Origin of the sequence: Actinomycetospora flava, assembly GCF_037400335.1 — a bacterium.
GTDB lineage: Bacteria > Actinomycetota > Actinomycetes > Mycobacteriales > Pseudonocardiaceae > Actinomycetospora > Actinomycetospora flava.
The window spans coordinates 280,894-295,731 of sequence record NZ_JBBEGM010000007.1; the positions used below are offsets into that span (position 1 = coordinate 280,894).

Here is a 14,838-nt window from a genome sequence, read left to right on the forward strand (position 1 = left end):
TCACCCCGGGTGACCGGAGCGCCTGACCTCGGGCCCTGACGTTACGTTCCGTTGACGACGGTGGCGACACTGCTCACTCGAACAGTCTAATTCTGGTTTCGCTGCGTGACCAGTGTGGTCGGGAACAGCCCAGGTGCCGTGTGCGCTGACAATGGTGACCGGGAAGTCCGTGGACCAGGCAGTGACCATGGTCCTGCCGCGGTCCCGTCGCGGTCCTGTCCCGGTCCCGTCCCGTGTCCCGCCGCCGTCCCGCCGGCGCGGGACACCACGTCCTCCAGGAGGAGCCCGCACGGTGTCCGCAGCCACCGACCCCGCGACCGTCACCGACGGGGACCTCGCCGCACGCGTCGCCGCGCTGGGGACCGCGGACGCGCACCGGCTGCGCCGGCGGATCGCCGGGGCGGAACGGATCGGCGACGCCGGCAAGCGGGCGGGCACGCTCGACAAGATCGCCGGCGACGTCACCGCCGCCGAGGAGCGCCTGGCGCGCCGGCGCGCGTCCGTACCCGCCGTCTCCTACCCCGAGGCGCTGCCGATCGCCGACCGCGTCGGCGACATCCGCGCGGCGCTCGAGGACCACCAGGTCGTCGTCGTCGCGGGCGAGACGGGATCGGGCAAGACCACGCAGCTGCCGAAGATCGCCCTGGAGCTGGGCCGCGGCGTCCTCGGCACGATCGGGCACACCCAGCCCCGGCGCATCGCCGCGCGCACGGTCGGCGAGCGCGTCGCCGAGGAGCTGGGCACGACGGGCACCGACACCGTCGGGTACCAGGTGCGGTTCACCAGCCGGGCCAGCGAGGACACGCTGGTCAAGCTGATGACCGACGGCATCCTGCTCGCCGAGATCCAGCAGGACCGGCTCCTGCGCCGCTACGACACCCTGATCATCGACGAGGCGCACGAGCGCAGCCTCAACATCGACTTCCTGCTGGGCTACCTCGCCCAGCTCCTGCCGCGCCGCCCGGACCTCAAGGTCATCATCACCTCGGCGACGATCGACCCGGAGCGCTTCTCGGCCCATTTCGGCGACGCCCCGATCATCGAGGTGTCCGGCCGCACCTACCCCGTCGAGGTCCGCTACCGACCGCTGGTCGACGAGGAAGGTGACCAGCGCGACCAGGTCGACGGCATCCTCGACGCCGTCGACGAGCTGCGCGGCGAAGGCCCCGACGGCGATGTGCTCGTCTTCCTGTCCGGCGAGCGGGAGATCCGTGACGCGGCCGACGCCCTGCGCGACCACGCCGACGACCTCGACGTCCTGCCCCTCTACGCGCGCCTGTCCGCCGCCGAGCAGCACCGCGTCTTCGAGCCGTCGAAGGGTGGCCGGCGCCGAGTGGTGCTCGCGACGAACGTCGCCGAGACCTCGCTGACCGTGCCGGGCATCCGCTACGTCGTCGACCCGGGCCTCGCCCGCATCTCCCGCTACTCGCGGCGCACCAAGGTCCAGCGCCTGCCCATCGAGCCGATCTCGCAGGCCTCGGCCACCCAGCGGGCGGGACGCTGCGGTCGCGTCGCCGACGGCATCTGCATCCGGCTCTACGCCGAGGACGACTTCGACGCGCGCCCCGAGTTCACCGACCCCGAGATCCAGCGCACCAACCTCGCCTCGGTGATCCTGCAGATGGCGGGCGCCAAGCTCGGGCCCGTCGAGGAGTTCCCGTTCGTCGACCCGCCCGACCGGCTCGCCGTGCGCGACGGGGTCCGCCTGCTCACCGAGCTCGGGGCGCTCGTGGACGGCGACGCCACCCGGCTCTCGGACATCGGACGCCGCCTCGCGCGCCTGCCCGTCGACCCCCGCATCGCGCGCATGGTGCTCGCGGCCGACGAGCTGGGCTGCCTGCACGAGGTCACCGTCATCGCCGCGGGCCTGTCCGCGCAGGACCCGCGCGAACGGCCCGCGGACAAGACCGACGAGGCCGACGCCGCGCACGCGCGGTTCACCGACCCGCGCTCGGACTTCCTGTCCTGGGTGCACCTGTGGGAGCACGTCCGCACGGGACGCCGCGAGCTGTCGTCGAACCAGTTCCGCAAGCGCAGCCAGGCCGAGTTCCTCAACTACCTGCGCATCCGCGAGTGGCAGGACCTGGCCGCACAGCTGCGCCAGCTCGGCGACGAGCTGGGGCTCACACGCAACGAGCCGGCCCCGGAGATGACCAAGGAGCACGCCCAGCGCATCCACCAGGCGCTGCTCACCGGGCTGCTCTCCCAGATCGGCCTGGCCCAGGAGCCGCCGAAGGACCCGAAGACGGGCAAGCCGCGCAAGCGCGCGCTGATCGAGTACGAGGGCTCACGGGGCGCCCGCTTCGCGATCTGGCCCGGCTCGACGCTCGCCAGGCGGCCGCCGACGATGGTCATGGCCGCCGAGCTCGTCGAGACCTCGCGGCTGTGGGCCCGGACGGTCGCGGGCGTCGACCCGGCGTGGGTCGAGGAGGCGGCGGGCGACCTCGTCACCCGCACCCACTCCGAGCCGCGCTGGTCCAAGCGGCGCGGCACGGCCGTCGCCACCGAGCGGGTGTCGCTGTTCGGGGTGCCGCTGACGATGGACCGCACCGTCGACTACGCCCGCATCGACCGCGAGACCGCGCGTGACCTCTTCGTCCGGCACGCGCTGGTGCTCGGCGAGTGGAACACCCGCCACGCGTTCGTCACCCGCAACCGCGAGCGGCTCGAGCAGGTCGCCGAGATGGAGCGCCGGGCGCGCCGCGAGCTGGTCGTCGACGAGGAGACGATCGTCGCGTTCTACGACGCGCGCGTGCCCGCCGACGTCGTGTCGGTGCGCGGCTTCGACCGCTGGTGGCAGAAGGCGTCGCGGCGCGACCCGCACCTGCTCGACCTGGACCTCGACGCGCTGCTCGCCGGCGAGGCCCCGACCGCCGAGCAGTACCCCGACACCTGGACCTCGGGCGGGCTGACGCTCCCGCTGTCGTACGCCTTCGAGCCCGGCGCGGAGAGCGACGGTGTGACGGTCAGCGTGCCGCTCGCGGTGCTCGGGCAGGTGCGCGCCGAGGACCTCGCCTGGCAGGTGCCCGGGCTGCGCGAGGAGATGCTCACCGCCCTGGTGCGCTCGCTGCCGAAGAACCTGCGGCGCTCGCTGGTGCCCGCCCCCGACTCGGCGCGGGCGCTGCTCGCGCGCCTGGCCCACGACGGGAAGCCGGCACCCGACCAGCCGCTGCTCCCGGCCCTGTCGGAGGCGGTCCGCCGGCTCTCCGGGCTCGACGTGCCCGTCGACGCCTGGAACGTCGCGGGGCTCCCGTCGCACCTGCGGCTGACCTTCCGGGTGACCGACGACTCGGGCGGCAGCGACGCGGAGCGCAGCGGAGCCGGCGCCGAGCGGGTGGTCGCCGAGGGCCCGGACCTGGGCGCGCTGCGGCGCCGGCACGCCGCGGCGACGCGGGCGGCCGTGGCGGCGGTCGCCGACGGGGCCGAGCGGCGCGGGCTGACGTCGTTCGCCGAGATCGGGGAGCTGCCGCGCACCCGTGAGCAGCAGCGCTCCGGCGGCACGGTGACCGCGCACCTCGGCCTCGTCGACACCGGGCGCGCCGTCGACGTCCGCGTCTTCGACTCCGCCTTCGAGGCGCGCGACGCGATGCGCGCGGGCACGCGGCGGCTGCTGCGGCTCGCGGTCGCCTCCCCCGCGCGGTCGCTGGTGCGCTCGCTCGACAACCGGGCGGTGCTGCGCCTGCGGGGGGCGATGACGGCCGGCGGCTATGCCGACGTCGACGCGCTCGCCGAGGACTGCGTGGACGCCGCGATCGACGCCCTCGTCGCGACCGGCGGCGGTCCGGCGTGGGACCCGGCGGCGTTCGAGAAGCTGCGCGCCCACGTCGCCGCGCGCCTGCCCGCCGCGGCGGCCGAGGTGCTCTCCCGCGCCGAGACGGTGCTGGGCGAGGCCGGGCAGGTGGAGTTGGCGATCCACGATCTCGCGCGGCGTCCCGGCGGCCTGCTCACCGACGCCCTCGACGACGTGCGCGGGCAGCTGCGCACCCTGGTCGGCGACCGCTTCGTCGCCCGCACCCCGGTGGCGCGCCTTCCCGACGTGACGCGCTACCTGCGGGCGGCGCGCAAGCGCCTGGAGAAGCTGCCGACCGCGCCGGCGCGCGACGCCGAGGGAATGGCGGCCGCGCACCAGGTCGAGGCGGCGTACCGCGCGCAGCGCACCCGCGCCGGCGCCGAGCCGCGCCACTTCGACCGCGACGCCTACGACGCGGTGGCGTGGATGCTGCAGGAGCTGCGCGTGAGCCTGTTCGCCCAGGAGATCGGCACCCCGGGCCCCGTGTCCGAGCAGCGCATCACGAAGGCCCTCGCCAAGCTCTCGTGAGTGCTTTCCCGCCCTATAGGGCGGGAAAGCACTCACATATGGGGTGGCGGGCCGCCCTGGCGCATCGCCCAGGCGATGAGGACGATCGGGACGACGAGGAGCACGGCGGTGGCGACCGCCGCCAGCACGAACACGCCGGGCACGACCAGCAGCGCCACCCCGAGGACGGCGAGCACGCCGGCCAGGACCCACGGCGCCTTGCCCGCCTTGCGTTCCGCCTCGCCCCGCAGCCGCCGCGCGAACGCCGGGTCGGCGCCCGCCTCGTGCGCCGCGAGCCGGGCGAGCAGCTCCTGTTCCCGGCCGGTGAGGGGGCGTTCCATGGCAGACCTCGGGGGTGCGCGCCGGCCTCGTCGCCGGACGCCGATCAGCATGCCGCGGATCCCCGCGCGGCGCACCCACCGAGCGGGAGAGAGGATGCGCGCTCGTGGTGAGCGATGCCGAGGAGGCGCTGGTCCAGGAGCAGCTCGAGGCGCTGCACGATCACCATGCCGACGAGCACGAGGAAGACATCGTCTCCATCGCCCTGCCGGCCGCGGAGGGCGAGGAGGACGTCTTCGGGCTGGCCGGGACGTCGGTCGACGGGACCCAGTGGACGGTCGGCGACTGCGAGTTCCGCTTCCCGCTGCAGTCGATCTCCAAGGTCGTCACCTACGCCCTCGCGCTCGAGGACAACGGCCGGGAGACGACGCTGCGCCACGTCGGCGTCGAGCCCTCCGGCGACCCCTTCAACTCGATCACCTTCGACGACGAGCACCAGCGCCCGCACAACCCGATGGTCAACGCGGGCGCCCTCGTCGCCGCCTACCTCGTCCACGGCGAGACCGCCGACGAGAAGATCGAGCGGATCCTGGCGCGGATGCGGACGTTCAGCGGCGTCCCGGACCTCGAGGTCGACCAGGAGCTGCTCGCCGACCAGCTCGCCGCCGCCGACCGGAACCTCGCGATCAGCTACCTCATGCGCTCGCTGGGCATGCTGACCGGCGACATCGAGGAGAACCTGCGCGTCTACCTGTCGATGTGCTCGGTCCGGGTCACCACCTGCGAGCTCTCGGCGCTCGGCGCGACGCTCGCCAACGGCGGCCTGAACCCGCTGACCGGCCAGCAGGCGCTGAGCCAGGGCCACGTCCGCGACGTGGTCAGCGTGATGATGACCTGCGGGATGTACGACGCCGTCGGCGAGTGGGCCACCGACGTCGGCATCCCCGCGAAGAGCGGGGTGTCCGGCGGGATCGTCGCCGCGATGCCCGGCCGTCTCGGGCTCGCGACGTTCTCGCCCGGGCTCGACGAGCACGGCAACTCGGTGCGCGGCCAGGCGGTGTTCCGCGAGCTGTCGCTGCGCTACGGGCTGCACATGTTCGCCTCGCCCGACCAGACCCGCTTCGGGCGGCTGCGCCGGACCGGAGGACCTCGCCTGACCCGCGCCTGAATTGGCAGGATGTCGATCGTGGTCGCCGTCGGAGAAGCCGAGCTCGTCCGCAAGCAACTGGACGAGCTCCACGCGAAGTACACGACGTTCGGTGCCGAGGACGTCGTCAGCTACTACCCCGAGGACGCCCCCGAGGAGCAACGGCACCTCTTCGGGCTCGCGGGCACCAACGTCGACGGGACGCAGTGGCACGCGGGCGACTGCTCGGTGCCCTTCCCGCTGCACTCGGTGTCCAAGGTCTTCACCTACGGCCTCGCCCTCGAGGACAACGGCTCCGAGGCGACGCTCGCGCGCATCGGCGTCGAGCCGTCCGGCGACCCGTTCAACTCGATCACCTTCGACGAGGTCCACCACCGCCCCTACAACCCGATGATCAACACGGGCGCGCTGGTGGCGGCGAGCCTCGTGAAGGGCCGCGACGTCGACGAGAAGGTCGACCGGATCCTCGAGCGCTACCGCGCCTACTCCGGCAACCCCGGGCTCGCCGTCGACCAGCGCATCCTGCGCCAGCAGCTGCGCAGCAACGACCGCAACCTCGGGCTCTGCTACGTCATGCGCTCCCTGGGCATGATCACCGGTGACGTCGACGAGGTCGTCGAGACCTACCTGTCGGCCTGTTCGATCACCGTGACCGCGTCCGACCTCAGCGTCATGGGCGCCACGCTGGCCAAGGGCGGGGTCAACCCGATCACCGGGGAGCGGGCGATCGGGCGCGAGCACGTCCGCGACCTCGTCAGCGTGATGATGACCTGCGGGATGTACGACGCGGCGGGCCAGTGGGCCAACGAGGTCGGCATCCCGGCCAAGAGCGGGGTCTCCGGCGACATCGTCTGCGTCCTGCCCCGCTACTTCGGGTTCGGCGTCTACTCCCCCGGCCTCGACGCGCACGGCAACTCGGTGCGCGGGGTCGGGCTGTGCCGCGAGCTGTCCGAGACGTTCGGCCTGCACGTGTTCGCCGACCCGGCCGACTCGCGGTTCGGGCGCGTGGCACAGCCGACCGTGGAGGGATGATGGTCCCGTGCGTGACGTCCGGGCCTCCGACGCCGAACGCGAGCTCGTGGTCCAGCGGCTCCAGCGCGCCGTGGGCAACGGCCGGCTGACCGTGGAGGAGTTCGAGGAGCGGGCGGCGGCGGCCTACGCCGCCACCACCCGCGGCGAGCTCGCCGAGCTCACGAAGGACCTGCCCGGCCATCTCTGGTGACCGGCTCGTCGACCGGGTCGTCGTCGACCGGCTCGTCGGCTGGGACGTCGGTCCGCTCGTGCTCGCCCGGCGGGAGCAGCGGCGCCGCCGCCGCGTCGACGGCCCGCCGCACGGCCTCGGGATCGGGGCCCGCGTTCTCGAAGAATCGCAGCAGCTCGATCGGCAGCGGCATGACCAGCGTCGAGTTCTTGTCCGAGGCGACGTCGGTGACGGTCTGCAACAGGCGCAGCTGCAGCGCCCCCGGCGCGGCGCTCATGCGCTCCGAGGCCTGCGTGAGCTTCTCGGACGCCTCGAGCTCGGCCTGCGCGGCGATGACGCGGGCGCGGCGGTCACGCTCGGCCTCGGCCTGCCGCGACATCGACCGGCGCATGCCCTCGGGCAGCGCGATGTCCTTGATCTCGACGCGGTCGATGCTCACGCCCCAGTCCTCGGTGGGCGCGTCGATGACCGCCTTGAGCTCGGAGTTGATCGCGTCGCGGTCCGAGAGCAGCGTGTCGAGGTCGGCGCGGCCGATCACCGAGCGCATCGAGGTCTGGGCGACCTGGGAGGTGGCCCGCAGGTAGTCGTCGACGTTGATCACCGCGCGGACCGGGTCGGCGACACGGAAGTAGACGACCGCGTCGACGCCGATGGTGACGTTGTCGCGGGTGATCGCGTTCTGCGACGGCACGTCGAGCACCGTCGTCTGCACCGGGACCTTCCGCATGCGGTCGACGAACGGGACGATCACCCGCAGGCCCGGCTCGCGCACGGCCGGCAGCAGCCGCCCGAAGCGCAGCACGACGCCGCGCTGGTACTGCTGCACGGCCTGCACGGCCGCACCCCCGGTGATCAGGGCAAGCAGGACGACCACGATGAGCACCACCACGAGCGCGTCCATGGCGCGCCTCCTCCCGACGGGGCACGCCAGCGTCCCCGCCTCGGCTGAAGATCGCCTGGCGGGGCGCTGAGCGGCGCCTGAGTCACCGCTTCGGCATGATCACCCACAGCGCGATGTAGATGATGAACTGCGGCCCGGGCAGCAGGCACGAGAGCACGAACAGCAGGCGGACGACGCCGGCGGACAGCCCGAAGCGGTCCGCGAGCCCGGCGCACACCCCCGCGATGACCTTGTTGGACTGCGGCCTGGTCAGCGTGGCCATGGTGATGCCTCCGTCTCGTCGGTGGTTCGCTTCCGACTCTCCGTCAACGTCCACCGCCCGACGTGGGTGCCCGACCCCGGAGTTTTCCGGGGCCGTCACCAGGGCTGCGTGACGCCGCTCACCGAGGTTCCCCGACCGTTCGGCGCGAATCCACGGTTTCGAGCCCGAGAAGCGGGTGGTACGTCCGCCGGGGTCCACACCGGGCCGGGAGTTCCAGGTCGAGGAGGACCACGTGGCGGAGAACGCTCGCACGGGAGTGGCGATCGTCGGGCTCGGTGGGGCGGTCGCCACCACCGCGGTCGCCGGCGTCGAACTGATGAAGCTCGGCGCGGTCGGCACGGACGGGCTCCCGCTCGCCGACACCGCGGGCCTCGTGCCCTACACCTCGCTGGTGTTCGCGGGGTGGGACGTCGACGGCGACGACCTCGCCAAGGCCGCGCACGGGCACCGGGTGCTCGACGACCGGCAGATCGAGGCCGCGGGCCCCGCGCTCGCCGACATCGAGCCGTGGCCCGCCGTCGCGGACCCCGAGTACTGCCGCAACGCCCGCGGCACCAACCTCGTCGCCGTCCCCGCCCTGCGCGACCGGGTCGCGCACATCGCCGGGGACCTGCGGCGCTTCCGCGAGGAGCAGGGTCTCGACGCCCTCGTGGTGGTCAACCTCGCCTCCACCGAGCGCTGGCCCGACCTCACGCTGCCCGCGCTGGCGAGCGCCGACGGCTTCGAGAAGGCGCTCGACGTCGACGACGCGGCCATCACCCCGGGCATGCTCTACGCCTACGCGGCGATCACCGAGGGCTGCCCGTACGTCAACTTCACCCCGAGCGCCGCCGCCGACGTGCCCGGGCTGCTCGAGCTGGCCGAGCACCGCGGCGTGCCCGTCGCCGGCAAGGACGGCAAGACCGGCCAGACGATGATGAAGACGGTGCTGGCGCCCGCGTTCCGCTCGCGCGCCCTGACCGTCGACGGCTGGTACTCGACGAACATCCTCGGCAACCGCGACGGCGAGATCCTCGACGACCCGGACTCGCTGTCGAGCAAGGTGCAGACCAAGGGCTCGGTGCTCGACGACATCCTCGGCTACGAGGTCGGCGACCACGTCGTACGCATCGACTACTACCGCCCGCGCGGCGACGAGAAGGAGGCCTGGGACAACATCGACCTGTCCGGCTTCCTGGGCCAGCGGATGCAGATCAAGGTCGATTTCATGGCCCGCGACTCGGTGCTCGCGGCGCCGCTGGTGCTGGAGCTCGTGCGGCTCGTCGTCGAGGCCCAGCGCCGCGGCGAGGGCGGCGCGCAGGAGCAGCTCGGCTACTTCTTCAAGGCGCCCACCACCCGCGACGGCCGCCGTCCCGAGCACGCCCTGCACGTCCAGGAGCAGGTGCTGCGCGACTGGATCGGCGCGGGCGCCGCGTGACGACGGCCCTCGCCGCCCCGACCGCCCGCTACGCCGCGGTCCCGGGACTGCTGCGGGAGGTCGGCGACCTCAAGCGTGTGCGCACCGCGGACGCCGACGGCTCGATGGCCTCGCGGGCGTTCGTGCGGGCGTGGTCGGCGCTGTTCGCGGGCGCGGACCCGGCGGAGGTCGCGGGCGCGGAGACCGCGGCGGCCGTCGCCGGGGCGCGCCTGGCGGGGATCGACGCCGCGGTGCTCGCCGACGCCGGCCTGACGCCGGAGGACGTCGACACGGTGCGGCGGCGCGCGATCGACGAGATCGCGGACGGCGTGGTGCACCCGGCGACGCTCGCGTGGCTGCGCGCGGCCCCGGCGCCCGCCGAGTTCGCGGTCGCGCTCCCGCCGTTCGTCGGTGCGCTGTGCCGCCAGCCCCGGGCGGGTGCGACGGCCCCGGGGCGGGCGCGGCTGATCGCGGAGCCGCCCGAGGACCACGGCGAGCACTGCTGGGCCGTCGCCGTGTACGGCGCCCTGCTCGCCGAGGACCACGGCGCCGACCGGGGCGACGCCTTCCTGCTCGGGCTCGCCCACCACCTGCACAACGCCGCCCTGCCCGACGCGGGGTTCGCCGGCGAGACGCTGCTGGGCGAGCACCTCGACGGCGTCGTCGACCGGCTCACCCAGCGCGCCCTCGCGACGCTGCCCGACGACCTCGCCGCGCGCGTCCGCGCCCTGCTCGCCGCCCGCGCCGACGCGGACACCCCGCTCGGCGCGACGTTCCACGCCGCCGACGTCCTCGACCGCGTGCTGCAGGTGCACCACCACGCCCGGGCCGCGGCGTTCACCGTGCGCGCGGCGCTCGACGACCTCGAGCTCGTGCACGCCTCGCCGGTGCAGGAGCACCAGAACGCGGTGCTCGCCGCGGCGGGCCTGCTGCCGTGAGGGTCTCGACCGCGTCGGCGCTGGTCAGCCCCGAGAACGGCGCCGACCTGCACGCCGACTCCCCGCACAGCCTCGCCGACGGGGCGACGCGGTGGCCGGTGCTCGAGGGCATCCCGTACCTGCGCGCCGGGCGCGACGAGGTGCGCGAGGCCGCGCTCGCCGCCCTCGACGACGGCCGCCCCGACGACGCCGCGGCCGTGCTGCTCGCCGACAACGACGACTGGTGGGACCAGCCCCCGCCGCCGGCGGAGCAGCTGCGGGCGACGCTGCGGAGCACCACCCTGCGCGAGGCGGTGGCGGGCCTCGGGCTGGGGCGCGTCGGCGACTACTTCCTGCACCGCGACCACGACCCGTCCGGGCTCGCGGTCCTCGCGCTCACCGCGGCCCACCCGCCGGCCGGGCGCCCGGTGCTCGACCTCGCCTGCGGGGCCGGTCACCTGCTGCGCCGGCTCGCGCAGCACGGCGAGCGGGAGCTGGTCGGCGTCGACGTGGTGTTCGCCAAGCTCTGGCTCGCCCGCCGCTTCGTCGTCCCGGCGCACGTCGACCTCGTCTGCGCCGACCTCGCCCACCCCTGGCCGGTGCCGGCCACCGAGGGCACGTACGTCGCCGCGCACGACGTCCTCTACTTCCTCGACGACCCGGCCGCCGTGCTCGCGACCGCCGCCGGGCATGCCGGCCCCGGGGGCGCCGTGGTCGCCGCCCACTGCCACACCCCCGGTCAGCCCGGGCACCCGCGCCCGCCGGAGTCCTGGGCCGCCCTCCTGCCCGGGGCATCCTGCTACGGCGAGGAGGAGCTGACCGCCGCCACCCTCGAGCGCCGCCTGCCCCGCTCCGCGCCCGCCGAGGAGCTCGCCGACACCGAGGCCGTCGCGCTGGCGCGGGACCTCGCCGGCGCCGGGGGCGACAGTGCCCTGCTCGACCCCGCCCCGGGCGCCGAGCTGCGCCCGAACCCCCTCTACGCCGACGGCGTGCGCCGGTGGCCCAACCCGGTGTGGGGCGGGGAGTACGGGCCGCGCGCCGCGACGTACCTCCCGGAGCGCCGGCCCGACCCGCCGCCCGACGACGCCGTCGCCCGCCGCCTGCTCGTCGACCTCCCGGAGCGCTGGTGACGGGCTGGGGCGTGGTCGGCGCCGGCTGGGTGGCGCGCGACTTCGTCCTGCCCGCGATCGACGCCGACCCGGCCGCGCACCTCGTCGGTGTCCACGACCGCGACCCGGCGGCACTCGACGGACTGTCGCCGGGCTACGCCGACCTCGACGACCTCCTCGCCGCGCCCGGCCTCGACGCCGTCTACGTCGCCACCCCCAACCACGCGCACGCGCCGGTCGTCGCCGCGGTAGCGGACGCGGGCGTCCCGGTCCTCTGCGAGAAGCCGCTGGCCCACGACGTGCCGGCGGCGAAGGAGATCGTCGCCGCGACCGGGGGCCTGCTCGCGGGCACCGCCTTCGACCAGCGCTTCCACCCCGCGCACGAGGCGATCGCCGGGATGGTCGCCGCCGGCGACCTCGGTGTCGTCACCACCGTGCGCATCGTCTACGGGTGCTGGTTGCCCGCCGACTGGAGAACACCGGTCGGCGGGAGCGACAACTGGCGCGTGGACCCGGCGCGGGCCGGGGGCGGCGCGATGATCGACCTCGCCCCGCACGGTCTCGACCTCACCGGGCGCCTGCTCGGCGAGGACGTCGTCGACCTCGTGGCCCTCACCGCGACGCGGGTCCACGACTACGCCACCGACGACACCGCCGTCCTCGCCGGACGCACCGCGAGCGGCACGTTGCTGTCACAGCATGTCAGCTTCTCGACCGCCGACCCGCTGCCTCGCCGACGGCTCGAGGTCGTCGGCACCCGGGCGCAGCTCGTCGCCGAGAACACGCTCGGCCAGGACGCCGGCGGCACGCTGACCCGCATCGACGCTTCGACCGGCGCGGCGGAGCCCGTCGTGTTCGACGCGGACGCCGGCCCGTTCGCCCGGCAGCTCGCCGCGTTCGGCGCCGCCGTCCGCGGCGAGGCGACCTGGCCGTACCCGCTGCAGCGCGACCTCGCCCTGCACACCCTGCTGATGGAGGCGGCATGCCCCTGAGCCCCTGGACCTGCACCAACTGCGGGCACTGGCAACGCTGGTTCGCCGTGCCGCCGCAGTGCCCGGTGTGCGTCGACGTCCGCAACGCCCTGCCCGAGGACGGCTGGGAGTTCCGGTCGTTCGCCGACCTCGCCGCGGGCCGCGAGGCCCGCTGGGAGGAGGTCACCCCCGGGGTCACCGCCTTCTGGTGCGAGCCGCAGGTCGGGCTGGGCACGTGCGGTTGGGTGATCGAGACCGATCAGGGCCTCGTCGGCTGGGAGGCCGCCGGCTTCTACCCGGACGCGGCGATCGCCGAGCTGCGCCGCCGCGGCGGGCTCGCGGCGCTGGGCGCGAGCCACGTGCACGGCTACGGCGCGCTGTTCCAGCTCCAGGACGAGCTCGACCCGCCCGTGCTCGGGATCGGGGTCCGCGACCTGGAGTGGACGAAGACCTTCCGCGTCACGTGGCCGCTCGACGACCGGCACGCGTTCGCGCCCGGCCTCGTCGCCCACCGCACCGGCGGGCACTTCGACGGCCACAACGTCCTGCACGACGAGCGCCGCGGCATCCTGTTCTGCGGCGACATGCTCAAGCCGAGCTTCGACGCCGACGGCGCCACGGTCGGGCTGTCCGCGCACAAGGCGTACCACGCCCAGATCCCGCTGTCCCACCAGGAGATCCGGGACGCGTACGCGGTCATCGAGCAGCTCGACTTCGAGGCCGTGGCCACGCCGTTCGAGTACGCGCCGCACATCACCACGAAGACCGTCCTCGCGCTCTACGACCGGCTGCTCGCGGCGCAGCCGGTGGCCGGGCCGATCCCGCTGGACGAGCTGCGGTGACCACCTCTCTCGACGCCGTCACCGCGGCCCTCGACGCCGCGCTGCCCCCGGGCGAGGTGGGCGACACCGAGCTCTCCGCCGCCGACCGCACCGGCGTCGCGGTGGTCTCGGCCGACCACGCCGACCCCGACGGGCGGTGGCCGCGCAGCGGCGCGTTCGGCTACGGCCTCTCCGCGGACCGCGCGCGGGTCGCGGCCCACGCCGAGCTCGCCGAGGAGATGCTGCTGTCGCGGCACCTGCGCGGGCTCACCCCGGTCCGCGACTCGTACACCGCGCTGCGGGCGGTGCGCGGCGAGGCGCGCGTCGTCGACCCGGTGGCGCTCGTCCTGCCCGCGGGCACCGCGTACGACCCCGAGCGGCCCCGCTGGTGGCTGCCGACCACCCGCTGGCGCACCGGTGAGGAGGTGCTCGTGCCCGCGGAGTTCGCGGCGGCCTACCCCGTCGACCTCGACTGGCAGCTCGCCGACGAGCGCCTGGTCACCGTCATCACCAACGGGTGCGGCGCCGGCGACACCGTGGAGCGGGCGGTCGGGCACGCCCTGGGCGAGCTGCTGCAGCGCGACGGGAACGCGACCGCCTTCCGGGCGCTCGACCGCGGCGTCGTCATCGACACCGACGGCGTCACCGACCCGGACACCCGCCGCCTGCTCGACCACCTCGCCGACGTCGGCATCACCGTCGTCCCCAAGCTCGCGTCGACGGCGTTCGGCGTCACCGACCTGCACGTCGTCGGCCACGACACCGACCCCGCCGACGCCCCGCACCCGATCTCGGTCACCGCGTGCGGCGAGGCCGCGCACCCCGACCGCGAGGTCGCGCTGCAGAAGGCGCTGCTCGAGTTCTGCTCCGCCCGCGTGCGCAAGCTCGTCGCCCACGCCGGGTTGGACACGGTGCGCCCGCTGTTCGACGCCCGGTACTGGGAGCGCGAGCTGGCCCACCCGGTGCCCCCGCAGGAGCGGCGGGCGGTGGAGGCGATGGCGGACTGGATCGCGCGCGGGCCGGCCGAGCTGCGCGAGCTGCTGGCACCGACCGTGCTCGCCCGCCGCAGGAGCGTGGCGTTCACCGACCTCCCGCACACCCCCGGGCTCGACACCCCGGGCGCCCTGCTCGACGACCTGCTCGGGCGCCTCGACGGCTTCGACGTCCTGACCGTCGTCGCCGACGCCGGCTCGGCGGTGACCGCCAAGGTCATCGTGCCGGGGCTCGAGGTCGAGACGATGTCCTACGGGCGGATCGGGGCCCGCGGCGTCGAGCGCCTGCTCGCCCGGGGGAGCGACCTGGTCGGGCTCGGCGACCCCCCGCACGCCGGCGCGCAGCCGGTCGCCCTGACGGTCGAGGGCCGTGCCCGCCTCGGCGGGCCGGCCTGGCTCGACCGCGCCGCGGTGGACCGCACGGTGGGCGACCTCTACCCCCTCTACCGCGAGCCCACCCGCCACGCGCTGGCGCGCGCGGAGGCCGGCGAGCGCCTCGACCTGCGATGATGCATCCATCAGGGAGCCCGGCGGCCCCCGAAGAT

The 14,838-nt window shown here is 74.7% G+C and carries 13 protein-coding genes; 10 read left to right on the forward strand and 3 right to left on the reverse strand.

Annotation, left to right across the window (positions count from 1 at the left end):
• Window positions 1–292: 292 nt before the first annotated feature.
• Window positions 293–4,318, forward strand: coding sequence for an ATP-dependent RNA helicase HrpA (gene hrpA / locus WCD58_RS18485; RefSeq protein WP_337704519.1), 4,026 nt, complete (start codon window positions 293–295; stop codon window positions 4,316–4,318).
• Window positions 4,319–4,350: 32 nt separating this feature from the next.
• On the opposite strand, the gene WCD58_RS18490 is transcribed toward hrpA, so the two are convergent.
• The gene (locus WCD58_RS18490; protein WP_337704520.1) at window positions 4,351–4,638 is read right to left on the reverse strand and encodes a DUF3040 domain-containing protein; all 288 of its coding nucleotides are present in this window, start codon (window positions 4,636–4,638) and stop codon (window positions 4,351–4,353) included.
• Window positions 4,639–4,745: 107 nt separating this feature from the next.
• Here WCD58_RS18490 and glsA (WCD58_RS18495) point away from each other — a divergent pair, with 107 nt between their 5' ends.
• From glsA (WCD58_RS18495) to WCD58_RS18505, 3 genes are read left to right on the forward strand one after another with little or no spacing between them, the layout of a single operon-like run.
• A complete protein-coding gene (gene glsA, locus WCD58_RS18495) occupies window positions 4,746–5,744 on the forward strand; it encodes a glutaminase A (RefSeq protein WP_337704521.1) in 999 nt (332 codons plus the stop codon).
• An 18-nt stretch (window positions 5,745–5,762) separates the two neighbouring features.
• Window positions 5,763–6,755: a glutaminase A gene (gene glsA, locus WCD58_RS18500; RefSeq protein WP_337704522.1), complete on the forward strand. Its 993-nt coding sequence runs from the start codon at window positions 5,763–5,765 to the stop codon at window positions 6,753–6,755.
• A 7-nt stretch (window positions 6,756–6,762) separates the two neighbouring features.
• Window positions 6,763–6,945, forward strand: a complete 183-nt coding sequence (locus WCD58_RS18505) for a DUF1707 SHOCT-like domain-containing protein (protein WP_337704523.1) — start codon at window positions 6,763–6,765, stop codon at window positions 6,943–6,945.
• Here WCD58_RS18505 and WCD58_RS18510 read toward each other — a convergent pair.
• Window positions 6,914–7,825: a slipin family protein gene (locus WCD58_RS18510; RefSeq protein WP_337704524.1), complete on the reverse strand. Its 912-nt coding sequence runs from the start codon at window positions 7,823–7,825 to the stop codon at window positions 6,914–6,916. The two genes, WCD58_RS18505 and WCD58_RS18510, sit on opposite strands and share 32 nt — an antisense overlap.
• Window positions 7,826–7,907: 82 nt before the next feature.
• Window positions 7,908–8,087, reverse strand: coding sequence for a PspC domain-containing protein (locus WCD58_RS18515; RefSeq protein WP_337704525.1), 180 nt, complete (start codon window positions 8,085–8,087; stop codon window positions 7,908–7,910).
• Window positions 8,088–8,319: 232 nt separating this feature from the next.
• Here WCD58_RS18515 and WCD58_RS18520 point away from each other — a divergent pair, with 232 nt between their 5' ends.
• The 6 genes from WCD58_RS18520 to WCD58_RS18545 are packed head-to-tail and all read left to right on the forward strand — an operon-like array spanning window position 8,320 to window position 14,803.
• On the forward strand, window positions 8,320–9,504 hold the full coding sequence (locus WCD58_RS18520; RefSeq protein WP_337704526.1) for an inositol-3-phosphate synthase: 1,185 nt from the start codon (window positions 8,320–8,322) through the stop codon (window positions 9,502–9,504).
• Entirely contained in the window at window positions 9,501–10,421 is a 921-nt protein-coding gene (locus WCD58_RS18525) for an HD domain-containing protein (protein ID WP_337704527.1), read from the forward strand. The genes WCD58_RS18520 and WCD58_RS18525 overlap by 4 nt, the downstream gene beginning before the upstream one ends.
• On the forward strand, window positions 10,418–11,530 hold the full coding sequence (locus tag WCD58_RS18530; protein WP_337704528.1) for a class I SAM-dependent methyltransferase: 1,113 nt from the start codon (window positions 10,418–10,420) through the stop codon (window positions 11,528–11,530). The genes WCD58_RS18525 and WCD58_RS18530 overlap by 4 nt, the downstream gene beginning before the upstream one ends.
• Complete coding sequence (locus tag WCD58_RS18535; protein WP_337704529.1) at window positions 11,527–12,501, forward strand: Gfo/Idh/MocA family protein; 975 nt, start codon at window positions 11,527–11,529, stop codon at window positions 12,499–12,501. Before WCD58_RS18530 ends, WCD58_RS18535 begins: the two co-directional genes overlap by 4 nt.
• The gene (locus WCD58_RS18540) at window positions 12,492–13,322 is read left to right on the forward strand and encodes an MBL fold metallo-hydrolase (protein WP_337704530.1); all 831 of its coding nucleotides are present in this window, start codon (window positions 12,492–12,494) and stop codon (window positions 13,320–13,322) included. Before WCD58_RS18535 ends, WCD58_RS18540 begins: the two co-directional genes overlap by 10 nt.
• Window positions 13,319–14,803 (forward strand): YcaO-like family protein, encoded by a 1,485-nt coding sequence (locus tag WCD58_RS18545; protein ID WP_337704531.1) that lies wholly within the window; start codon window positions 13,319–13,321, stop codon window positions 14,801–14,803. Before WCD58_RS18540 ends, WCD58_RS18545 begins: the two co-directional genes overlap by 4 nt.
• Window positions 14,804–14,838: the final 35 nt, after the last annotated feature.

Coding starts and splice junctions, on each gene's coding strand:
- WCD58_RS18490 (WP_337704520.1), bottom strand. CDS start 4,638: ATGGAACGCCCCCTCACCGGCCGGGAACAGGAGCTGCTCGCCCGGCTC.
- WCD58_RS18540 (WP_337704530.1), top strand. CDS start 12,492: ATGCCCCTGAGCCCCTGGACCTGCACCAACTGCGGGCACTGGCAACGC.
- WCD58_RS18510 (WP_337704524.1), bottom strand. CDS start 7,825: ATGGACGCGCTCGTGGTGGTGCTCATCGTGGTCGTCCTGCTTGCCCTG.
- WCD58_RS18515 (WP_337704525.1), bottom strand. CDS start 8,087: ATGGCCACGCTGACCAGGCCGCAGTCCAACAAGGTCATCGCGGGGGTG.